The sequence below is a fragment of the Kitasatospora sp. NPDC038210 genome (genome assembly GCF_055600605.1).
The window spans coordinates 211,159-233,358 of the sequence record NZ_JBVJYK010000005.1; the positions used below are offsets into that span (position 1 = coordinate 211,159).

Annotated in this window: 18 protein-coding genes; 17 read left to right on the forward strand and 1 reads right to left on the reverse strand. The window is 72.8% G+C overall.

Going from position 1 to position 22,200, the window contains the following annotated elements:
- The first annotated feature begins 10 nt into the window (after positions 1-10).
- The 6 genes from ftsZ to ACZ7KX_RS12630 all read left to right on the forward strand — a co-directional run bounded on the left by ftsZ (position 11) and on the right by ACZ7KX_RS12630 (position 5,502).
- Positions 11-1,249: a cell division protein FtsZ gene (gene ftsZ / locus ACZ7KX_RS12605; RefSeq protein ID WP_470326433.1), complete on the forward strand. Its 1,239-nt coding sequence runs from the start codon at positions 11-13 to the stop codon at positions 1,247-1,249.
- Positions 1,246-1,977 carry a peptidoglycan editing factor PgeF gene (pgeF, locus tag ACZ7KX_RS12610; protein ID WP_470326434.1) on the forward strand — a complete coding sequence of 244 codons (732 nt, stop codon included), beginning with the start codon at positions 1,246-1,248 and terminating at the stop codon, positions 1,975-1,977. The genes ftsZ and pgeF overlap by 4 nt, the downstream gene beginning before the upstream one ends.
- Complete coding sequence (locus ACZ7KX_RS12615) at positions 1,977-2,786, forward strand: YggS family pyridoxal phosphate-dependent enzyme (RefSeq protein ID WP_470326435.1); 810 nt, start codon at positions 1,977-1,979, stop codon at positions 2,784-2,786. The genes pgeF and ACZ7KX_RS12615 overlap by 1 nt, the downstream gene beginning before the upstream one ends.
- Before the next feature lie 306 nt (positions 2,787-3,092).
- Positions 3,093-3,707, forward strand: a complete 615-nt coding sequence (locus ACZ7KX_RS12620) for a cell division protein SepF (RefSeq protein ID WP_030060144.1) — start codon at positions 3,093-3,095, stop codon at positions 3,705-3,707.
- 98 nt (positions 3,708-3,805) lie between these two features.
- On the forward strand, positions 3,806-4,087 hold the full coding sequence (locus ACZ7KX_RS12625) for a YggT family protein (RefSeq protein ID WP_030060143.1): 282 nt from the start codon (positions 3,806-3,808) through the stop codon (positions 4,085-4,087).
- Between the two features lie 59 nt (positions 4,088-4,146).
- Positions 4,147-5,502 carry a DivIVA domain-containing protein gene (locus ACZ7KX_RS12630; RefSeq protein WP_470326436.1) on the forward strand — a complete coding sequence of 452 codons (1,356 nt, stop codon included), beginning with the start codon at positions 4,147-4,149 and terminating at the stop codon, positions 5,500-5,502.
- A 214-nt stretch (positions 5,503-5,716) separates the two neighbouring features.
- Here ACZ7KX_RS12630 and ileS read toward each other — a convergent pair whose 3' ends face one another.
- Positions 5,717-8,848 (reverse strand): isoleucine--tRNA ligase, encoded by a 3,132-nt coding sequence (gene ileS, locus ACZ7KX_RS12635; protein ID WP_470326437.1) that lies wholly within the window; start codon positions 8,846-8,848, stop codon positions 5,717-5,719.
- A 652-nt stretch (positions 8,849-9,500) separates the two neighbouring features.
- On the opposite strand from ileS, the gene ACZ7KX_RS12640 reads away from it, so the two are divergent.
- The 11 genes from ACZ7KX_RS12640 to ACZ7KX_RS12690 all read left to right on the forward strand — a co-directional run bounded on the left by ACZ7KX_RS12640 (position 9,501) and on the right by ACZ7KX_RS12690 (position 22,187).
- Positions 9,501-9,965, forward strand: a complete 465-nt coding sequence (locus ACZ7KX_RS12640; protein ID WP_350522488.1) for a TraR/DksA family transcriptional regulator — start codon at positions 9,501-9,503, stop codon at positions 9,963-9,965.
- Between the two features lie 172 nt (positions 9,966-10,137).
- Positions 10,138-10,773, forward strand: a complete 636-nt coding sequence (lspA, locus tag ACZ7KX_RS12645; RefSeq protein ID WP_470326681.1) for a signal peptidase II — start codon at positions 10,138-10,140, stop codon at positions 10,771-10,773.
- 61 nt (positions 10,774-10,834) lie between these two features.
- On the forward strand, positions 10,835-11,773 hold the full coding sequence (locus ACZ7KX_RS12650; protein ID WP_470326438.1) for an RluA family pseudouridine synthase: 939 nt from the start codon (positions 10,835-10,837) through the stop codon (positions 11,771-11,773).
- Position 11,774: 1 nt separating this feature from the next.
- The gene (locus tag ACZ7KX_RS12655) at positions 11,775-12,248 is read left to right on the forward strand and encodes a GNAT family N-acetyltransferase (protein WP_470326439.1); all 474 of its coding nucleotides are present in this window, start codon (positions 11,775-11,777) and stop codon (positions 12,246-12,248) included.
- Positions 12,249-12,481: 233 nt separating this feature from the next.
- On the forward strand, positions 12,482-15,274 hold the full coding sequence (locus ACZ7KX_RS12660) for an alpha/beta fold hydrolase (protein WP_470326440.1): 2,793 nt from the start codon (positions 12,482-12,484) through the stop codon (positions 15,272-15,274).
- Positions 15,271-16,143, forward strand: coding sequence for an ABC transporter permease (locus ACZ7KX_RS12665; RefSeq protein WP_470326441.1), 873 nt, complete (start codon positions 15,271-15,273; stop codon positions 16,141-16,143). The genes ACZ7KX_RS12660 and ACZ7KX_RS12665 overlap by 4 nt, the downstream gene beginning before the upstream one ends.
- Positions 16,144-16,156: 13 nt before the next feature.
- Entirely contained in the window at positions 16,157-16,795 is a 639-nt protein-coding gene (locus tag ACZ7KX_RS12670; protein ID WP_470326442.1) for a dienelactone hydrolase family protein, read from the forward strand.
- 161 nt (positions 16,796-16,956) lie between these two features.
- On the forward strand, positions 16,957-17,778 hold the full coding sequence (locus ACZ7KX_RS12675; RefSeq protein ID WP_470326443.1) for a class I SAM-dependent methyltransferase: 822 nt from the start codon (positions 16,957-16,959) through the stop codon (positions 17,776-17,778).
- A gap of 544 nt (positions 17,779-18,322) precedes the next feature.
- Complete coding sequence (locus ACZ7KX_RS12680) at positions 18,323-20,050, forward strand: carbamoyltransferase family protein (RefSeq protein ID WP_350522481.1); 1,728 nt, start codon at positions 18,323-18,325, stop codon at positions 20,048-20,050.
- A gap of 168 nt (positions 20,051-20,218) precedes the next feature.
- Complete coding sequence (locus ACZ7KX_RS12685) at positions 20,219-20,944, forward strand: HAD family hydrolase (protein WP_470326444.1); 726 nt, start codon at positions 20,219-20,221, stop codon at positions 20,942-20,944.
- Positions 20,937-22,187, forward strand: coding sequence for an MFS transporter (locus ACZ7KX_RS12690; RefSeq protein ID WP_470326445.1), 1,251 nt, complete (start codon positions 20,937-20,939; stop codon positions 22,185-22,187). The genes ACZ7KX_RS12685 and ACZ7KX_RS12690 overlap by 8 nt, the downstream gene beginning before the upstream one ends.
- Positions 22,188-22,200 lie beyond the last annotated feature (13 nt).

The following is a 22,200-nucleotide window of genomic DNA, read 5'->3' on the forward strand; positions in this document are numbered from 1 at the left end:
GGCCTTCGACGTGGCAGCACCGCAGAACTACCTCGCAGTCATCAAGGTCGTCGGTATCGGCGGCGGTGGTGTCAACGCCATCAACCGGATGATCGAGGTCGGTCTCAAGGGCGTCGAGTTCATCGCGATCAACACCGATGCGCAGGCCCTCCTCATGAGCGACGCCGACGTCAAGCTCGATGTGGGCCGTGAACTCACCCGGGGCCTCGGCGCCGGCGCCAACCCCGAGGTCGGCCGCAAGGCGGCCGAGGACCACCGCGAGGAGATCGAGGAGGTCCTCAAGGGGGCCGACATGGTCTTCGTGACCGCCGGCGAAGGCGGTGGCACGGGCACGGGCGGCGCGCCCGTCGTCGCCAACATCGCGCGCTCCCTGGGCGCCCTGACCATCGGCGTGGTCACCCGTCCGTTCACCTTCGAGGGCCGGCGCCGGGCCAACCAGGCCGAGGACGGCATCGCCGCCCTGCGCGAAGAGGTCGACACCCTCATCGTGATCCCCAACGACCGGCTGCTGTCCATCTCGGACCGCCAGGTCAGCGTGCTCGACGCGTTCCGCTCGGCCGACCAGGTCCTGCTCTCCGGTGTCCAGGGCATCACCGACCTGATCACCACCCCGGGCCTGATCAACCTCGACTTCGCGGACGTCAAGTCCGTCATGTCGGACGCCGGTTCGGCGCTCATGGGCATCGGCTCGGCCCGTGGTGAGGACCGCGCCAAGGCCGCCGCCGTGATGGCCATCTCCTCGCCGCTGCTGGAGGCCTCGATCGACGGCGCCCGCGGCGTGCTGCTCTCCATCTCGGGCGGCTCCGACCTCGGCCTGTTCGAGATCAACGAGTCGGCCCAGCTGGTCAGCGAGGCCGCCCACCCCGAGGCCAACATCATCTTCGGTGCGGTCATCGACGACGCGCTCGGCGACGAGGTCCGGGTCACCGTCATCGCGGCGGGCTTCGACGGCGGGCAGCCGCCGGCGATCGTCCGCGAGCCGGTGGTCAAGTCCACCGCCGCGCCGGAGCGCCCGGCCACGCCGCCGGCCGCCCCGGAGCGCCCGGCCGGCCGCCCGTCGTACGGGAGCATCGGCTCGGTGACGTCCCGCTCCGAGGGCGAGTCCCCGGCCGCCTCGCCGAGCCGGTCGGCCGAGACCCCGGCCGCCACGACCGCGGCCGCCCCGGTGCCGCCGCAGGTCCAGCCGGTCCGGCAGCCGTACGTGGAGAGCCCGGCCGAGGAGCTCGACGTCCCGGACTTCCTTAAGTGATCGATCACGCAGTACACGCGGGTGCTCACTTCGCCTTCACCGACCGGTGGGGCGGGGTGAGCACTTCGCCGTACGGGGAGCTCAACCTCGGCGGCGCGGTGGGCGACGACCCGCACGCCGTCCGGGAGAACCGGGCGCTCGCTGCCCGCGAGCTGGGGCTCGAACCGGCCGACGTGGTGTGGATGAACCAGGTGCACGGCGCCGAGGTCGCCGTGGTGACGGAGCGCCAGCCGCTCGGGGAGGCCCCGACGGTGGACGCGGTGGTCACCGACCGGCCGCTCGCGCTGGCGGTGCTGACCGCCGACTGCACCCCGGTCCTGCTGGCCGACCCCGTGGCGGGCGTCGTGGGCGCGGCGCACGCCGGCCGGCCCGGGCTGGCCGCCGGGGTGGTGCCCGCGGTCGTCCGGGCGATGGTCGAGCTGGGGGCCGAGCCCGGGCGGATCACCGCCGCCACCGGCCCCGCGGTCTGCGGCCGCTGCTACGAGGTCCCGGCCGGGCTGCGCGACGAGGTCGCGGCCGTGGTGCCGCAGGCCTTCGCCGAGACCTCCTGGGGGACCCCGGCCCTGGACGTGCCGGAGGGAGTCGCGGCCCAGCTGGCCGCGATGGGGGTCAACGAGGTGGTGCGCTCATCCGTCTGCACCCTCGAATCCGCCGATCACTACTCCTATCGTCGTGAGCAGCGCACGGGCCGGCTCGCGAGCTACGTCTGGTTGGGCTCTGATCACTGATGACGAACGACATCTACGGACCGTTCCCGGGCGGGCCCGCCCCCTTCTTCCCCGATGAGAGGTGGCTGGCCGCACTGACCGGGGGCCGGCGGGCCCGGTACGAGGAGCTCGGGACCAACCTTGAGGTGGTCGAGCGCCGGATCGCGGCCGCCTGTGCGGCCGCCGGGCGCGCCCGGGACGAGGTCACGCTGATCGTCGTCACCAAGACCTACCCCGCCGAGGACAGCGCGCTGCTGGCCGGACTGGGTGTGACCGACGTCGCGGAGAACCGCGACCAGGACGCCGCGCCCAAGGCGGAACAGTGCAGAAACCTTCCTCTTGACTGGCACTTCGTCGGACAGCTGCAGACCAACAAGGTCCGCTCGGTCGTCGGGTACGCGAACCACGTGCACTCGGTGGACCGGCTGAGACTGGTGGAGTCGCTCTCCGCCGCCGTGCTCAAGTCGGAGCGTCCGGAGCTGGGCTGCCTGGTGCAGGTGGCGCTGGACAAGGAGCACGGCGAGGGGGTGCACCGGGCCGGGGTCGCGCCGGAGGACGTCGCGCGGCTGGCCGACGCGATCGCCGACACGCCCGGGCTGCGGCTGGACGGTGTGATGACCGTCGCTCCGCTGGCCGGTCCGCTGGCCGGGGACCCGGCGGCTGCCTTCGATCGGCTGGCGGAAATCGCAACCGCCGTACGGACGGACCATCCTGCTGCCACCATGGTCTCCGCAGGGATGAGCGGTGACCTTGAGCAGGCGATTGCCGCCGGAGCGACACATGTGCGCGTCGGAACGGCGGTACTCGGAGTGAGGTCACCCCTCAGGTAACGTCACCGAGTAAGTAGATCAGACTGCAGGACAAAATAGGACAGAATCTAGCAGCTCTCCGGAGCGCTAGCGAACCGTGGATCGCAGCTCCGCGGGTCCCGCTCCACGAACCCTGACGGGCCGTCGGCCTGACGCGCCGTCGTGGATGGACCGCGGAGTCCGCAGGCAGGGCCGTACGGCCCGGGCCGCCGGGACGGAGCCGGTCCGCACGGAGCGAGCGAAGCGAGCGGCCATCGGAAGGGGCGCGGCTTCGCGGAGCAGCCACCGAGCGCCAGCGAGGTGGCCATGAGCGGAGGAGACAGGAGCATGGCCGGCGCAATGCGCAAGATGGCGGTCTACCTCGGCCTCGTGGAGGACGAGACGTACGACGGCCAGGGGTACGACCCCGACGACGACTACGACGCGGACCCCGAGCCGATCCGGACGGGACAGCGGACCGAGGACATTCCCCGGCCGGCCGCCGCGGCCGCCGCCACGCCCGCACCGGTCTCCTCGATCACCCCGCAGCCGGTGCCGGCGGCGGTGCCGATCCGGCAGGAGACCCCGAGGATGGCCCCAGTGTCGTCCATCACACCCGAACGCCGCCACAACCTGGAGAAGAGCGCCCCGGTGATCATGCCCAAGGTAGTGAACGAACGAGAGCCCTACCGCATCACCACGCTGCACCCGCGGACCTACAACGAGGCCCGTACCATCGGGGAACAGTTCCGTGGCGGCACTCCTGTGATCATGAATCTGACCGAGATGGACGACACGGACGCGAAGCGGCTCGTAGACTTCGCCGCTGGACTCGTCTTCGGTCTGCACGGCAGTATCGAGCGCGTGACGCAGAAGGTGTTCCTGCTGTCGCCTGCTAACGTCGATGTCACGGCGGAGGACAAGGCTCGGATCGCCGAGGGTGGGTTCTTCAACCAGAGCTGACCCGGCCACGACTTTACGTGTGGATCTGATCAACAGTGGTTGGCGACAGGTGACGAGCGGCGGGCCCCAGGGCCCGGGAGCGGGGAGAGGGAAACGCGATGGACATCGTGTGGGCGGTGCTCTACTACGCCCTGACCGTCTTCCTGGTGTTCCTGCTCGTGCGGCTGGTCATGGACTGGGTCTTCCAGTTCGCGCGTTCGTGGCGGCCCGGCAAGGCCATGGTCCTGGTCCTGGAGGCCACGTACACTGTCACGGATCCGCCGCTCAAGCTTCTTCGGCGGCTCATTCCGCCGTTGCGTTTCGGGGGCGTGGCGCTCGACCTGTCCTTCTTCGTACTGATGATCATTGTGTATGTCCTGATCTCGCTTGTGCACCCCTAGTCGTAGGTGAGCGATGCGACAGGATGCCGGTGTGCCGACGATCACGTTGAGGTGAAGAGATGCCATTGACCCCCGAGGACGTTCGGAACAAGCAGTTCACGACCGTCCGCCTGCGTGAAGGCTATGACGAGGACGAGGTCGATGCCTTCCTCGACGAGGTCGAGGCGGAGCTGACCCGCCTCCTCCGGGAGAACGAGGACCTGCGCGCCAAGCTGGCCGCCGCGACTCGTGCCGCCGCGCAGAACCAGGCCAACCTGCGCAAGGAGCCGCCGCAGGACGCCCCCCGCCAGGGTGGCGCCCCGGTGCCGGCCGCCATATCCGGCCCGCCGGTCCCCGGCCAGCAGGGCCCGGGCGGCCCGCAGCAGATGGGCCCCGGCGGCCCGCAGCAGATGGGTCCGGGTGGTCCGCAGCAGATGGGCCCCGGTGGCCCGCAGCAGCAGATGGGCAACCAGCCCCTCGGCCTGCCCGCCGGCTCCGCGCCGCAGCTCCCGCCGGCCGGTGGTCCGCAGCAGCAGATGAACCAGACCATGGGCGGCCAGCAGCAGCTGGTCCAGCCGATGGGCGGTCAGATGCTGCAGCCCATGGGCGGCCCCGGTGGCCCGCAGCAGATGGGCAACCCGATGGGCCAGGGCATGGGCCAGGGCATGGGTCAGCAGCAGATGCAGCAGATGGGCGGCCCCATGGGCGGCCCGCAGCAGATGGGCGGCCCCATGGGCGCCCCGATGCAGCAGCAGGGTCCCGGTGGCGACAGCGCCGCCCGCGTCCTGGCGCTCGCCCAGCAGACCGCCGACCAGGCGATCTCCGAGGCCCGTTCCGAGGCCAACAAGATCGTCGGCGAGGCGCGCAGCCGGGCCGAGGGCCTGGAGCGCGACGCCCGTGCCAAGGCCGACGCCCTGGAGCGGGACGCGCAGGAGAAGCACCGCGTCGCGATGGGCTCCCTGGAGTCCGCGCGGGCCACGCTGGAGCGCAAGGTCGAGGACCTGCGGGCCTTCGAGCGTGAGTACCGCACGCGCCTGAAGTCGTACCTGGAGACCCAGCTGCGCCAGCTGGAGTCGCAGGCCGACGACTCGCTCGCTCCGCCGCGGATCCCCGCCACCGCGTCGCTGCCGCCGGCGGCCTCGTCGATGACGCCGGCCGGTGCGGGCTCGATGGGCAGCGGTGCGCCGAGCTTCGGTGGCAACCAGCCGTCCTTCGGTGGCAGCTCGCCGTCCTTCGGCGGGAACACCTCCTTCGGTGGCAACGCCCCGGCGCCCAGCTTCGGGCAGTCCAACGGCGGCAACAGCGGTGCTCCGCAGATGCAGCCGGCCGGGATGACCCAGCCGATGGCGGCCGTCCGGCCGCAGCCGCCGCAGCCGATGCAGCAGGCTCCGGCGCCGATGCGGGGCTTCCTGATCGACGAGGACGGCGACAACTGAGGTTGTAGCAGGACCTTCCGAGGGCGCCCCCTCTCCGACTTCCGGGTCGGGGAGGGGGCGCCTTTGGTGTGCCCGGGGAGGGACGTGGGGAGGGGCGCACCGGGGTCGTCCCGCGCCCCCGGCGGGTCGGGGAGGGGGAGCGGGGGAGACGGGAGGCGGGGGCGGGGACGGCGAAGCCGCCGTCCCCGGGCGGGGACGGCGGCTTCGTCGGGGGTCAGGCCTTGCGGAGCTGGAAGGCGAGGCCCAGGGACTCGTCGGTGAAGGTCTCGGAGTCCCAGTCGGCCGTACCGGCGGCAAAGTCGGTGGCGAGGACCTCCTCGGCGACCAGGGGACCGTGTTCGGCGATGGCCTCGGCGGTCTCCTCCGTGGTGGCGCGCCAGCGCAGGACGATGCGGTCGGCGACGTCCAGGCCGGAGTTCTTGCGGGCCTCCTGGATCTGGCGGATGGCGTCGCGGGCGACGCCGAGGCGCTTGAGCTCCGGGGTGATGGCCAGGTCGAGGGCGACGGTGGCGCCGGACTCGTTGGCGACGGCCCAGCCCTCGCGCGGGGTCTCGGTGATGATCACCTCGTCCGGGGAGAGGGTGACCGTCTCGCCGTTCAGCTCGACCGAGGTCCGGCCGTCGGCGCGCAGTTCGGCGGCCAGGCGGGCGGCGTCGGTGGCGGCGACCGCCTTGGCGACGTCCTGCACGCCCTTGCCGAAGCGCTTGCCCAGCGCGCGGAAGTTGGCCTTGGCGCTGGTGTCGACCAGCGAGCCGCCGACCTCCGCCAGGGACTCCAGGGTGGAGACGTTGAGCTCCTCGGCGATCTGCGCGCGCAGGTCGGCCGGCAGCTCCTCCCAGCCCTGGGCCGCGATCAGCGCGCGGGAGAGCGGCTGACGGGTCTTCACGCCGGACTCGGCGCGGGTGGCCCGGCCGAGTTCCACCAGACGGCGGACCAGCGCCATGTGGCGGGAGAGGTCGGCGTCGATCAGCGACTCGTCCGCCTGCGGCCAGGTGGCCAGGTGGACCGAGGCCGGGGCGTCGGCGACGACCGGGACGACCAGGTCCTGCCAGACCTGCTCGGTGATGAACGGGGTGAGCGGGGCCATCAGGCGGGTGACGGTCTCCAGCGCCTCGTGCAGGGTGGCCAGCGCGGCGGCGTCGCCCTGCCAGAAGCGGCGGCGGCCGCGGCGGACGTACCAGTTGGACAGGTCGTCGACGAAGCCGGAGAGCAGCTTGCCGGCGCGCTGGGTGTCGTACGCCTCGAAGGCCGCGTCGACCTCGCGGACCAGGGTGTTCAGCTCGGAGAGCACCCAGCGGTCCAGCTGGGGGCGGTCGGCCGGGGCCGGGTCGCTCGCGGACGGCGCCCAGTTCGAGGTGCGGGCGTACAGGGCCTGGAAGGCCACGGTGTTCCAGTAGGTGAGGAGGGTCTTGCGGACCACCTCCTGGATGGTGCCGTGGCCGACCCGGCGGGCGGACCAGGGCGAGCCGCCGGCCGCCATGAACCAGCGGACGGCGTCGGCGCCGTGCTGGTCCATCAGCGGGATCGGCTGCAGGATGTTGCCCAGGTGCTTGGACATCTTGCGGCCGTCCTCGGCCAGGATGTGGCCCAGGCAGACGACGTTCTCGTAGCTGTTCTTGTCGAACACCAGGGTGCCGACCGCCATCAGCGTGTAGAACCAGCCGCGGGTCTGGTCGATCGCCTCGGAGATGAACTGCGCCGGATAGCGCTTCTCGAACAGTTCCTTGTTCTGGTACGGGTAGCCGTACTGGGCGAAGGGCATCGAGCCCGAGTCGTACCAGGCGTCGATGACCTCGGGCACGCGGGTGGCGGTGCCGCCGCAGTCGCGGCAGGCGAAGGTCACCGCGTCGATGTACGGGCGGTGCGGGTCGAGGCCGCTCTGGTCGGTGCCGGTGAGCTCGGTCAGCTCGGCCAGCGAGCCGACGCAGGTGAGGTGGCCCTCCTCGCAGCGCCAGATCGGCAGCGGGGTGCCCCAGTAGCGGTTGCGGCTGAGCGCCCAGTCGATGTTGTTGTTCAGCCAGTCGCCGAAGCGGCCGTGCTTGACCGTCTCCGGGAACCAGTTGGTGGCCTCGTTCTCGCGGATCAGCGCGTCCTTGACGGCGGTGGTCCGGATGTACCAGGACGGCTGCGCGTAGTAGAGCAGGGCGGTGTGGCAGCGCCAGCAGTGCGGGTAGCTGTGCTCGTACGGCAGGTGGCGGAAGAGCAGGCCGCGCTCCTTGAGGTCCGCGACCAGGGCCTCGTCGGCCTTCTTGAAGAACTGGCCGCCGACCAGCGGGACCTCGGGGGCGAAGGTGCCGTCGGCCAGCACCGGGTTGACCACCGGCAGGCCGTACTTGCGGCAGGTCGCGAGGTCGTCCGCGCCGAAGGCGGGGGACTGGTGGACGATGCCGGTGCCGTCCTCGGTGGTGACGTAGTCGGCGTTGAGGACGTAGTGCGCGTTCTCGATCTCGACCAGGTCGAAGGGGCGGCGGTAGGACCAGCGCTCCATCTCGGCACCGGTGAAGGACTCGCCGGTGGTCTCCCAGCCCTCGCCGAGGGCCTTGGCGAGCAGCGGCTCGGCCACGACCAGCTGCTCGTTGCCGTCGGTGGCCACCACGTAGGTGACCTCGGGGTGGACGGCGGCGGCGGTGTTGGAGACCAGGGTCCACGGGGTGGTCGTCCAGACCAGCAGCGCGGCCCGGCCGGCCAGCGGGCCGCCGGTCAGCGGGAAGCGGACGAAGACCGAGGGGTCGACCACGGTCTCGTAGCCCTGGGCCAGCTCGTGGTCGGACAGGCCGGTGCCGCAGCGCGGGCACCAGGGGGCGACCCGGTGGTCCTGGACCAGCAGGCCCTTGTCGAAGATCTGCTTGAGCGACCACCAGACGGACTGGACGTACGACGGGTCCATCGTCCGGTAGGCCTCGTCGAGGTCGACCCAGTACCCCATGCGGGTGGTCAGCTCGGCGAAGGCGTCGGTGTGGCGGGTCACCGAGTCGCGGCACTTGGCGTTGAACTCGGCGATGCCGTACGCCTCGATGTCCTGCTTGCCGGAGAAACCCAGCTCCTTCTCGACGGCGAGCTCGACCGGGAGGCCGTGGCAGTCCCAGCCGGCCTTGCGGGCGACGTGGTAGCCCTTCATCGTCCGGTAGCGCGGGAAGACGTCCTTGAAGACGCGGGCCTCGATGTGGTGGGCGCCGGGCATTCCGTTGGCGGTCGGCGGGCCCTCGTAGAACACCCACTCGGGGCGGCCCTCGGACTGCTCCAGACTACGCTGGAAGATCTTGTTGTCCTGCCAGAACGACAGGATCTGGTGCTCCAGGGCAGGCAGGTCCACCTGCGCCGGGACGGGGTTGTAGGAGCTGCTCATCGCGGGCGTCTACCTCCGGCGGATGCTGTGACTGGATCCTCCGGAGGGACGAGACGGCCAGGCCGCCCCGCGGTACCACCCTCCTTGGCCGCGGTGTTGCGCTCGCGGCCCTCTTGTTTGGGCTTGCTGCCGGGTCTAGTGGGCCGCTGCGGGGTTCGCGGCGGCCGTTCTTCCGGCGGCTCCGGGGTGATCTTCCCGCCGTGCACACCCCCGGGCTCGCACCGTCCCCGGGTCGCTGGTGGCTGCGTACGTCGGTACTCGTCCCATCTGCGCCTTGCAGGGCCAGTGTATCGGCCGGGCGAGTCGGTTTGTCCAAACCGTTTCGGGCGGGCGGCCGTCCGGGCGGGCGGCGGGGCTGGTCAGGGCGGTCGTCGGGGTCGTGGTTAGGCGGGGGTGATCTGGGCACAACCCTGTCAGCGCGGGGCGTGGCGGCCGTGGCGGCTGCCTGGGTGGGATCGTTGCGAGGCGTCGGTATGTCATGTTGTGACCGGTTTTGATCGGGATTATCGTTCCGGCACTGGAAGCCGCCGGGAACCGGCGGCTCGATTCGTTCGTAGATGGGGTCGAAGCCATGGCTGAGAAGGGAACCGGCGCGGGTACCGCCACCAAGCGGGCACGCAAGGCCGTGGCGGTCGATCCAGGGGAGGGGACCGTGACCACTACCGCACCGAAGTCCAGCACCGACACCGTCACCGTGCCGCGCGGGGCCGAGTCCGTGGACCCGGCCACGCTGCCGGTCCTGCCCGGCGAGGACCCGTGGACCACCGAGGAGGTCCACGAGCTGCACGACGAGCTGATCAGCGAGCTGGAGCGGCTGCAGAACGAGATCGGGGCCGCCGAGGCGGCCATCTCCGGCCTGATGCGCGACTCCAACGACGGGGCCGGCGACGATCAGGTGGACGCCGGGACGAAGAACATCTCGCGGGAGAGCGAGCTGGCGCTGGCCAACAACGCGCGCGACAGCCTCGCCCAGACCGAGCGCGCGCTGGGCCGGCTGGAGGGCGTCGGCTTCGGCATCTGCGAGTCCTGCGGCAAGGCCATCGGCAAGGCCCGGATGCAGGCCTTCCCGCGGGCGACGCTGTGCGTGCCGTGCAAGACCAAGCAGGAACGCCGCTGAACCGGCCGCCGAACCGGGCGGCCGGAGCGACGCGCGGGGTCGGGCTTGCCGTACGCTCGACCCCGTAGTGTCGCCTGACGCGTCCGCACCGGCTGCGGACGGGCCCAGGCCGTCACCGGCCCACCACCCTCCCCCACCTACGGCCGGGGGAGCTCCATCGGCAGCGGAGCGGATCATCAGTACGCAAGGTTCTCCCCAGACCCGGGACGAAGCCGTCCCGTCCCCCGCCGATGCCGTGGAGGTGCCCGTGGCCGAGCCGACCGAGGCGGCGTCCGTGGACGAACCGGCGGCGGCGGAGGAGCCCAAGGGGCCGCGGCGGATCGGTGTGCTGCTGGTCGTCGCGGTGCTCGCCTTCCTGATCGACCTCGGCAGCAAGCTGCTGGTCGTCGCCCGACTGGAGAACCACTCGGCGATCAAGGTGATCGGGGACGTCGTCACCTTCCAGGTGATCCGCAACTCCGGCGCGGCCTTCGGGATGGGGCAGGCGCTGACCGTCGTCTTCACGATGATCGCCTCCGCCGTCATCGTGGTGATCTGGCGGATCGCCCGACGGCTGTACAGCCTGCCGTGGGCGATCGCGCTCGGGCTGCTGCTCGGCGGGGCGCTCGGCAACCTCACCGACCGGCTGTTCCGCTCGCCGGGCGTCTTCCGCGGGCACGTCGTGGACTTCATCTCCGTCCAGCACTTCGCCGTCTTCAACCTCGCGGACTCGGCGATCGTCTGCGGCGGGATCCTGGTCGTGCTGCTCTCCTTCCGGGGCAGCAACCCGGACGGGACCGTCCACCAGCAGGGCGGCAAGGGCGAGTAGCCCCGGCGGGCGGGGAGCACGGCGCGCGGGGGCGGGCCGTGTTTCCGGCATACTCGTACGGGTGAGTACCGCAGCGCAGATCCGAAGCCTCCCCGTTCCCGACGGCCTGGAGGGCGAGCGTCTCGACGCCGCCCTGTCCCGGATGTTCGGCTTCTCCCGGACCAAGGCCGCCGAACTGGCCGCCGACGGCAAGGTGACGCTCGACGGCGCCACGGCCGGCAAGTCGGACCGGGTGACCGCCGGTTCCTGGCTGGAGGTCGAGATCCCCGCCCCCGCCGCCCCGGTGCAGATCGTCGCCGAGCACGTCGAGGGCATGCGGATCGTCCACGACGACGAGGACATCGTGCTGGTCGACAAGCCGGTCGGCGTCGCCGCGCACCCCAGCCCCGGCTGGACCGGCCCCACCGTGATCGGCGGGCTCGCCGCGGCCGGGTACCGGATCTCCACCTCGGGGGCGGCCGAGCGGCAGGGCATCGTGCACCGGCTGGACGTCGGCACCTCGGGCCTGATGGTCGTCGCCAAGTCCGAGCGCGCGTACACCGACCTCAAGCGGCAGTTCCACGACCGGATCACCGACAAGCGGTACCACACGCTGGTCCAGGGGCACCCGGACCCGATGAGCGGGACCGTGGACGCGCCGATCGGGCGGCACCCCAGCTCGGACTGGAAGTGGGCGGTGACCCGGGAAGGCAAGCCGTCCGTCACGCACTACGACCTGATCGAGGCGTACCGGGCCGCGTCGCTGCTCGCGATCAAGCTGGAGACCGGGCGCACCCACCAGATCCGCGTCCACATGTCCGCGCTGCGCCACCCCTGCGTGGGCGACCTGACGTACGGCGCCGACCCGACGCTGGCCAAGCGGCTCGGGCTGGGCCGGCAGTGGCTGCACGCGGTGTCGCTCGGCTTCGAGCACCCGGCGGACGGGCAGTGGGTCGAGTTCTCCAGCGAGTACCCGGCGGACCTGCAGAACGCCCTGGACGTCATCGCGGCGGAGAGCTGACATGGGCGCCGAGGCGGGCGTCGCCATTCGGGTGGCCGAGGGCGAGGCGGACTTGGCGCTGGTGCGGGAGGTCCGGCGGGAGGTGTTCATCGTCGAGCAGAACGTGCCGGAGGAGCTGGAGTACGACCGGTACGACGGCACCTCGGTGCACCTGCTCGCGGTCGGGCCGGACGGGGCCGGGCTGGGGACCGGGCGGCTGATCTTCGGCGAGCAGGCGCGCGAGCTGACCGGCGGCGTCGACGGGCGGGTGCTGCTCGGACGGCTCGCCGTACTGCCCGTGGCCCGGGGGACCGGGCTGGGCGCGGAGCTCGTGCGGGCGATCGAGGCCGCGGGCGCGGAGCGTGGGGCCTCGGAGGTGGAGCTGCACGCGCAGGTGCAGGCGCTCGGGTTCTACGAGCGGCTGGGATACGAGGCGGAGGGCCCGGTGTACGACGACGCCGGGATCCCGCACCGGACGATGACGCGGCAGCTGTAGGCACTCGGGGCGGCGGCGCCGGACCTTCGGGGCCCGGCCCGGCAGGCCCTGTCCGCTGTGTGCGGGTCCCCGCGCCCTCTTCGGGGCGCGGGGATCCTTGCGTTCGGGGGCCGGCGGTTCGGGGCGGGGCGGCGGTCCGGGGGCCGCGTTCGCGGGGTGTTCGTCTCCTGGCGGGGCGAGCGCTGCCCGCCCTTATTCGGCGCCTACCCGGGCGGCGGATACGATCAGCGCCCATGGAGTTCGGTGGGGCATGGCGTCGCTGGCGCGGCCGGGGCACGACCGTCAGGCGCAGGGTGCTGGCCGGTGCGGTGGCCCTGGTGGCGGTGGCTGCGGTCGGTACGGCGACGGTGGCGTCCGGCGGTGAGCAGACGGTCCGTGAGGAGGACCGTTTCCTCAGCATGCCGGAGACGCCCGGCAGCGCGCAGCAGGTCCAGCTGGACACCTCGTTCTTCACCGCCGGCAGCGGTCCGCGCCCGGCGGTGCTGCTCGCGCACGGCTTCGGCGGCTCCAAGGAGGGCGAGCGCGATCGCGCCCGGCAACTCGCCCGGCAGGGGTACGCGGTACTGACCTGGTCGGCGCGCGGGTTCGGACGCTCGGGCGGCAAGATCGGCCTCAACGCGCCCGACCGCGAGGTCGAGGACGTCCGGCACCTGGTGGACTGGCTGGCCCAGCGGCCCGAGGTGCAGCTCGACGGCGCGGGCGACCCGAAGGTCGGCATCACCGGAGCCTCGTACGGCGGGGCGATCTCGCTGCTGGCCTCCGCGTACGACCCCCGGATCGACGCGGTGGCCACCCAGATCACCTGGTGGAACCTGGCGGACGCGCTGTTCCCGCAGGGTGTGCAGGGCTCGGGCGCGGCGGACGGCGTGTTCAAGAAGCTGTGGGCCGGGATCTTCTTCACCACCGGCTCGGCGGCCCCCGGGTCGGCGGGCGGTCTCGGGCCGTCCGGCGGTGCGCCGCGCGAGAGCGGCGATCCGAAGCCGGTGGCGGACGGGGACGTCGGCTGCGGGCGGTTCCTGGAGTCGCTCTGCCGGATGTACGACCGGGTCGCGACCGCCGGGCACGCCGATCCGGAGGCCGTCGCGCTGCTGGACCGCTCCAGCCCGTCCTCGGTGGCGGACCGGCTCAAGGCGCCCACGCTGGTGGTGCAGGGCCAGCAGGACTCGCTGTTCCCGCTCGACCAGGGCGACCGGATCGCGAAGGCGATCGCCGGCAACGGCGCGCCCGTGGCGGTGGACTGGTTCGCCGGCGGGCACGACGGCGGGACGGACACCAGCGCGCGGGTCGACGACCGGGTGACGGCCTGGTTCGACCACTACCTCCGGGGACAGGGGAACGACACCGGGCCGGACTTCCGGGTGACCCGGACCGGCGGGGTCGACTCGACCGGCTTCCAGGCCGTGCTGCGCGGGGCCACCGCCGACCGGTACCCGGGACTCGGCGGGACCGGCTCGCGCTCCGTCGAGCTGGCCGGCGGGGAGAAGACCGTGGCCAACCCGCCCGGCGGGGCGCCGCCGGGGATCTCGACGCTGCCGGGCATCGGCGCGCTCAGCCAGGCGGCGTCGCTGGGCGCCGGACTGGCGCTGGACTTCCCCGGGCAGAGCGCCGCCTTCGACTCGGCGCCGCTGGACTCGCCGCTGCACCTGACCGGGCAGCCGACCGTGCCGGTACGGGTGACGGCGGACCGGCCGGACGCGGTGCTCTTCGCGAAGCTGTACGACGTCGGGCCGGACGGCAAGGCGGTGCTGCCGCAGCAGCTGGCCGCGCCGCTGCGGGTCACCGGCGCGGACGCGGGGCGGACGGTCACCGTGGCGCTGCCGACGGTGGACCACACCTTCCCCGCCGGACACCGGCTGCGGCTGGTGCTGGCGAGCACCGACCTCGCGTACGCCTCGCCCGTCGAGCCCGCCACCTACCGGGTCGCGCCGGCCGGGGCGGTCACCGCGCCGACCGTCGAGGAACTGGTCACCGAGGCGGCGCCGCTGCCCGCGCGGACCTGGCTGCTGCCGGTGGCCGCCGTGGTGGTGGCCGCGGGACTGGTGCTGGCGCCGCGGCTGCGGCGTCGGCGGGCGGCCGGCGGGCCGGAGTTCGATCCGGAGCTGGCCGCCGTGCCGCTGCTGATCAGCGGGCTGAGCAAGCGCTACAAGGGCTCCCAGGACCGCTACGCCGTACGGGAGCTGGGCTTCCGGGTGGAGCAGGGGCAGGTGCTCGGGCTGCTCGGACCGAACGGCGCGGGCAAGACCACCACGCTGCGGATGCTGATGGGTCTGATCCGGCCGGACGCCGGGGAGATCCGGATCTTCGGGCACCTGGTGCGGCCCGGTGCGCCGGTGCTGTCGAGGGTCGGGGCGTTCGTGGAGGGCGCGGGCTTCCTGCCGCACCTCACCGGGCGGGCCAACCTGCGGCTGTACTGGCAGGCGACCGGGCGGCCGGAGGCCGACGCCCGCTTCGACGAGGCGCTGGCCATCGCGGGGCTCGGCGAGGCGCTGGACCGGGCGGTCCGGACGTACTCGCAGGGCATGCGGCAGCGGCTGGCGATCGCGCAGGCGATGCTCGGGATGCCGGACCTGCTGATCCTCGACGAGCCGACCAACGGGCTGGACCCGCCGCAGATCCGCGAGATGCGCGAGGTGATGATCCGCTACGCGGCGGGCGGGCGGACGGTGATCGTTTCGAGTCACCTGCTGTCCGAGGTCGAGCAGAGCTGTACGGACCTGGTCGTGATGGACCGCGGGCGGCTCGTCACGACCGGCGCGGTCGGTGAGATCGTCGGGTCGTCGGAGCTGCTGATGATCGGCGTCGCCGGTTCGTACGACCCGGAGTCGGCCGCCGAGAAGGTCGCCGCGCTGGCCGGGGTCGGCTCGGCGGAGGCCGTCGAGGGCGGACTGCTGGTGCGGCTGGACGGGCTGGCGGCGAGCGAACTGCTCGCGGAGCTGGTGCGGCTGGGGGTGCCGGTGGAGAGCGCCGGACCGCAGCGGCGGTTGGAGGACGCGTTCCTGTCGTTGATCGGAGGTGGTGCGGGATGAGTGCGGTCTCTGGGACTTCCGCGGTCTCGAAGGACCACGCGGACGGCTACCGGGCCGGCCGGACGCTGCCGCTGCGGGTGGAGGCGATGCGGCAGCTGCGGCGCCGCCGCACCCTGGTGATCGGCGCGGTGCTGGCCGTCCTGCCGTTCGTCATCCTGGCCGCGTTCCAGATCGGCGGCAGCCCCGGCCGACCGGACCGGACCACCTTCATCGAGCTGGCCACCGCGTCGGGGGCCAACTTCGCCGTCACCATGCTGTTCGTGGGCACCGGCTTCATGCTGGTGATCCCGGTCGCACTGTTCTGCGGGGACACCGTCGCCTCGGAGGCCAGCTGGTCCTCACTGCGGTACCTGCTGGCCGCGCCGGTGCCCCGGGCCCGGCTGCTGGTGCGCAAGTTCGCCGTCGGGCTGGCGTTCTCGGCGGTCGCGATCGTCATGCTGCCCGTGATCGGGCTGGTCGTCGGGACGGCCGCCTACGGGTGGGGCGACCTCAAGCTGCCCGCCGGGGCCAGCCTGCCCGCCGGAGAGGCGCTGCCCCGGATCGCGATCGCGGTGGCCTTCGTCTTCCTGAGCGAGATCGTGATCGCGGCGCTGGCGTTCTGGCTGTCCACGGCGACCGACGCACCCCTGGGCGCGGTGGGCGGCGCGGTGTTCGTGTCGATCATCACCGGGGTGCTGGACGCCGTCACCGCGCTCGGGGACCTGCGGGAGTGGCTGCCCGCCCACTGGCAGTACGCGTGGGCGGACGCGCTGCAGCCCCAGCTGGAGTGGGGCGGGATGCTGCAGGGCGTCTCGCTGTCGCTCTCGTACGCGGCGGTGCTGCTGGCACTGGCGTTCCGGGGCTTCGCCCGCAAGGACGTGGTGTCGTAACGGCGGGTCGGGCATGGGGGATCATGGGTGGGTAGCCGACTCACCTGCCGAAGGACCCGGAACCGTGGCCCAGATCGTCCTCTTCCACTCCGCCTACGGGCTGCGCCCCGCCGTGCACGCCGCCGCCGACCGGCTGCGCGCCGCCGGGCACACCGTGCACACGCCGGACCTGTTCGAGGGGCGGACCTTCGACTCGATCGAGGACGGGCAGGCGTACCAGGAGGAGGCCGGGGGCAGCGAGGAGATGCTGCGCCGGGCGGTGACGGCCGCCGCACCGCACTCCGAGACCGGGCTGGTGTACGCCGGCTTCTCGCTCGGCGGCGCGATCGCGCAGAACCTGGCGCTGGCCGACGAGAAGGCGCGCGGGCTGCTGCTCCTGCACGGCACCTCGGACCTGCGGGAGGACGCCGCCACCGAGATCCCGGTGCAGCTGCACATCGCGGAGCCCGACCCGTTCGAGCCGGAGGACTGGCTGAACGCCTGGTACCTGCGGATGCGGCGGGCCGGCGCGGAGGTGGAGGTGCACCGCTACCGGGGCGCCGGGCACCTGTTCACCGACCCGGAGCTGCCGGACCACGACGCGCAGGCGGCGGAGCGGGCCTGGGCGGCGTCGCTGGACTTCCTCGCGGAGCTGGACGGCCAGGAGGACTGACGGCCGGGGCGGCGGCCCGGGTGAGCGGACGGGTCGAGCGGACCGGGGGCGCGGACCGTGGCCGGGCCGCGGGTGCCGCGGGTACGGTGACGGCCGTTCCGGTCCGAGCGCAGGGGGTTCGTGTGGGGTCAGCAGAGCGTGTCGACAGGTCGCGCGGTCGGGTGTTCGGCGAGGCGGCGGAGCTGTACGACGCCGCCCGGCCGGGGTACGCCGACGGGTTGGTGACCGAGGTGCTGGCGTACGCGGGGATGGCGTACGCGGGGCCGGGGCCCGAGGGGACGGCGCCCGCGGGGGCGGGGGAGCGCGCGGCGGTGGAGGTCGGCGCGGGGACGGGCAAGGCCTCCGTGCTCTTCGCCGAGCGCGGGGTGCCGCTGGTCTGCGTCGAGCCGGACCGGCGGATGGCGGAGGTGCTGCGGCGCAACACCTCGGGCTACCCGCGGGTGCGGGTCGAGGCCGGCGGCTTCGAGGAGTGGGCCGCGGGCGGGCGGACCTTCGGACTGCTGTACGCCGCCACCTCCTGGCACTGGCTGGACCCGGCGCGGCGCTGGGACCTGGTGCACGGGGCGCTCGAACCGGGCGGCGCCGTCGCACTGTTCTGGAACCCGCACGGGGTGACGGACGAGGGGCTGTACGAGGAGCTCGGCGGGATCGACCGGCGCTACGGCGTCAGCGGCTCGCCGCACAGCCGGCCGGCCTCCGTCTACGGCGACGTGCCGGGCAACGGGGAACCGTTCTGGCCGGACGCCGAGTGCCGGGCGGACGGCCGGTTCACCGACCTGCGGGGCGTCCGGTACCGGCAGGAGGTCCGGTACGGGACCGAGCGCTACCTGGACTTCCTGGCGTCGATCTCCGGCTACCGGGTGCTGCCGGACGAGCGGCGGGAGGCGGTGCTGGCGGAGACGGCCCGGGTGCTGGAGGCGCGGGGCGGGGGGATCGGGATGCTGCACGTGAGTGATCTGTTCCTCGCGCGGAAGGGGCGGTAGGCGCGGGGCGCGGGGCGCGGGGCGCGACTCCCCGCGGGGCGCCGGACGCGGCTCGGGGAGGGCCGGATCGGGGCGGAGGGCCTCGGTCCGGCCCTCGGTGCTTCCGGGGCGGACGTCGCAGGGCCGGGGCGTTGCCGATGGTGCGTTGCCGATGGTGCGTCATGTTGTCCGTGGTGCCGGTGTGGTGGGGCGGTGGCGGGACGGCCGGGAGGCGGCGGAAGTGCCGGTCGCGCGCCGCCCGCGGACCGGAAAGTCTGTTTCCGGACAGCTACCCACAGTGATCAAGGGGGTTGTGGTCCAGACCTCTTGTCGGGCATGTGCCATCCGGCCAGCAGGGATGATCACGCTACGAACTGTTGTTAACCGGACGGCCGTCCCGGCGTCACCGTCCGACGGCCGGTCAGGTTGACCGGATTCCCCACGGCGTCGTTGATCTCCCGGGAAACCTCTCCATAGAGTCGCGGTGCACTCCAGCCTCACCAGCTCGCAAATCCGTGGAAATGCCGTCGGGCCATTTCCCGCGACTCAAGCATCGGAGCGGCACATGCTCGTTCTCGGAATCACCAACAACGACCTGGCCGGCGCCTGCCTGGTCCAGGACGGTACGGTCGTCGCGGCCGTCAGCGAGGAGCGCTTCTCCCGGGTCAAGGACCACAAGACCTGGCCGGAGCAGTCGATCGACTACGTCCTGAAGGAGGCCGGCGTCAGCCTTTCCGATGTCGACCGGGTGGCCTACGGATGGCAGGCGGGATTCAGCGCCGAAAAGCACCTGTTGCTCTACGTGGACCGAATTTCGGAGGAGGCCAGGCTTCGCCCGGAGGCGCTTCCGCACCTCCGCAAGCGGATATCCGACGAAATTCTGAACGACCGCGAGAAGCGCGGCGAGTTCGATGCCTTCATCGAGGAGAACGGACTGCGCGGCAAGGTGGTTCACGTCGACCACCACGAGTCGCACGGCCTGGGCGCCTTCCTCTGCTCCCCCTTCGACGACGCCCTCGTGGTCACCTGCGACGGCCGCGGGGACTTCCAGTCCCTGACTGTCACGCACTACTTCCCCGGCGGCGAGGAGGTGCTCCAGCGCGAGACCTCGATCGACAGCCTCGGCTACTTCTACGGCCGGATCACCAAGCTGCTCGGCTTCCGGCCCAACCGCCACGAGGGCAAGATCACCGGCCTCGCCGCCAACGGGGACCCGGAGAAGCTGCTCCCGCTGATGCGGCGCATGATCGACGTCGAGGAGAACGGCGCCATCCGGGCCCGTTGTGGCGACTGGTACCAGCCGTCCTACCAGGGCTACTCCGAGGAGTTGCTGGCCGAGATCGCCACCCACGAGCCGGCCGACGTCGCGGCGGCGGCCCAGCGGCACGTGGAGAACCTGCTGACCGCCGTGGTCGCGCGGCACATCGGCCGGGCGCCGAGCGGGAACGTCTGCCTGTCCGGCGGGGTGTTCGCCAACGTCAAGCTCAACCAGCGGATCTTCGAGACCGAAGGCGTGCGGAACGTCTACGTGCTGCCGCCGATGGGTGACGGCGGGCTGCCGCTGCAGACCGCCGTGATCGTGGCCCACCGGGAGACCGGCGAGCGCCCGCGGGTGCCCTCGATGGCGCTCGGGCCGGACGCGGCGATCTCCGAGGGCCGGTTGGACGAGATCCTGCGGGACTACCCCGAGCTGCGCTACCGCCGGCTCGGCGAGTCCATGCAGGACGTCCTGCTCGCCGCGCTGGACGCGGACCAGGTCATCGGCACCTACCGCGGCCGGATGGAGTTCGGCCCGCGCGCCCTCGGCCGGCGCAGCGTCATCTACGGCACCGCCGACGTGACCATGAACGACTGGCTCAACAAGCGCCTGAACCGGACCGAGTTCATGCCCTTCGCGCCGATCACCGCCGAGGACCTGGCCGCCGACTGCTACGTGGGCTGGGAGCCGGAGCAGCCGGCCGCGCTGTTCATGACCATCACCTACGACTGCCACGAGCCGTTCGCCAAGGCCTGCCCGGCGGTGGTGCACGTCGACAACACCGCTCGGCCGCAGATCGTCCGTTCCCAGGACGACCCGTTCCTGCACGGCCTGCTGATGGCCTGGTACGACCGCAGCGGCCAGGCGGCGCTGGTGAACACCTCGTTCAACAAGCACGAGGAGCCGATCGTCGGGTCGCACCGCGACGCGCTGGACCCGCTGGCCGACGAGGTGATCGACCTGCTGCTGGTGGACGACGTGTACCTGGTCTGGAAGGACTCCGCCGACGGCTTCATGGCGCGGCAGGCGGGCTAGGCCGGCGGACCGGAGCCCGGGGTCCGGAGCTCCGGGGTCCGGGTGGCCGGGGCCGGTTCGGTCGGGTGGGCGGATCCTCGCTGTGAGGTCTAGTCCAGTTGACCGTCCGGCCGATGGGAGTTGAACTGTCGTCAGACCGTATGGCGCGAGATCCGAGTGAGGAGACCGATGCAGCCGCAAGCCGGAACGCGGTACGAGGTCGAGGCCGTCGTCTTCGACATGGACGGGGTCCTGATCGACTCAAGGCCCGTGATCGAGGAGGCGTGGCGGACGGTGGCCCGGCGCCACGGCCGGGTGCTGGCCGACCCGGAGGTCGAGGAGTACGTCCACGGGCGGACCGGCGACCAGACGGTGCGGCTGATCTTCCCGGACCACTCGGACGCCGACCGGAAGGCCATCTGGGCCGAGGTGGACACCGTCGAGGAGGAGGCCCCCTACCGGGCCGTCGCCGGTGCGCACGGGCTCGCCACCCGGCTCTGGCGCGCGGGTGTGCCGATCGGCCTGGCCACCAGCAGCTGGACCCGGAAGATCGACAACGCGCTGGGCGGGCTCGGCCTGCTCGACGTCTTCCGGGTGCGGGTCACCCGGGACGACGTCGAGCGGGGCAAGCCGCACCCGGACCCGTACCTGGCGGCCTGCCGGGGGCTCGGGATCCGGCCGCAGTGCGCGCTGGTCTTCGAGGACTCGGTCAGCGGGGTGCGCTCGGCCGTCGCCGCCGGGTCGGTGTGCGTCGGGATCGGCGGGCCGGCCCTGGTCGAGGCCGGCGCGGTGGTCGCGGTGCCGGACTTCACCGCGCTGCTGGTGGACCGGGGCGGCGCCGGCGGGGCGATCACGCTGACCGACCCGGACGGGCGGGTCACCGTGGCGCTCGCGGTCGGACCCGACGGTGACTGAGCTGCGCCGCGCCGAGTCCACCCCCGCCCTCGTCGACTCCGCGCGGGGACCGGCGGCGGGGGAGGAGCCAGCCGCGACGCCGGTGATGGCCGGGTCGGCGGCGGTCTCGGCGTTCTGCGTCTTCCTCGTCCTGGGTGTGCTCACCGCCTCGCTCGGCGCCTCGCTCCCGTTCCTGCGGGAGCGGTTCGGCGCCGAGCACGAGGTCGGGCGGGTGGTCTCCGCGTACAACCTCGGGGCGCTCGCGGCGACGGTGTGCATCGGGCTGCTCGGGCGGCGGCTGAACGTCCGGGCGGCCCCGCCCGTCCTGCTCTCGGTCTTCGCGGCGGGCGCCGCGGGGATGGCGGCCAGTCCGGGCTGGACCGCCTACCTCTGCTGCGCGGCGGTCACCGGCATCGGCTACGGCGGGCTGGCGCTCACCCTGAACACGGCGTTCGCGCGCGGGTTCGCCGGGAACAGCGTGGTGATGGTCAACCGGCTGAACGCGGTCTTCGGGATCGGCGCGATGCTGGGCCCGCTGGCCGCGGGGGCCGTCGGGCACACGGACATCCGGCTGCTCGCGCTGGCGGCGGCGGTGTGCGCGCTGCCGTGCTTCCTGGTCGGACGCGCGGGGGCGGTGCTCGCGGCGCCCGGAGCCGCGACCGGTGCGGACGGCGAGGCGGGCGGGAACGCGGGCGGGGACGCGGATGGCCGCGGGGGCCGGCGCGCCTGGATCGGGCTGGAGTTGCTCCCGTTCCTGCTGGTCGGCCTGGTGTACGCGGGCATGGAGACCAGTATCGGCACCTGGCAGTCGACCCAGCTGGTGCGCGACGGCTGGAGCACGCAGGCCGCGACGACCGCGGCCTCGGGATTCTGGGCCGGGATGGCCGTCGGGCGGCTGGTCGTCCCGCAGTTGACCAGGCGGCTGCCGGGCCGGACCACCTTGCCGGCCTACCTGGCCGCCGGACTCGGCGCGCTCGCGCTGGCCGCCGTGCCGCACCTCGCGGTGGTGGCCTACCCGCTGGCCGGGCTGGCGCTGGCGCCCGTGCTGCCGACCCTGATCGCCTGGGTCTCCGGCGTGGCCGCGGTGCCGCAGCAGGCGACCTCGGTGCTGACGCTCTGCTGCATGCTCGGCAACGCCGTCGTACCGGCGGTGGTGGGGGCGCTCGGCGGGTCGGGCGGGGCGGTGGTGATCCCGCTGGTGCTGGCCGGGGCGTGCCTGCTCTGCCTCGGGCTCGCGCTGTGGCTGCGGGCTGCTCGGCGGTAGGCCTCAGGGGTAC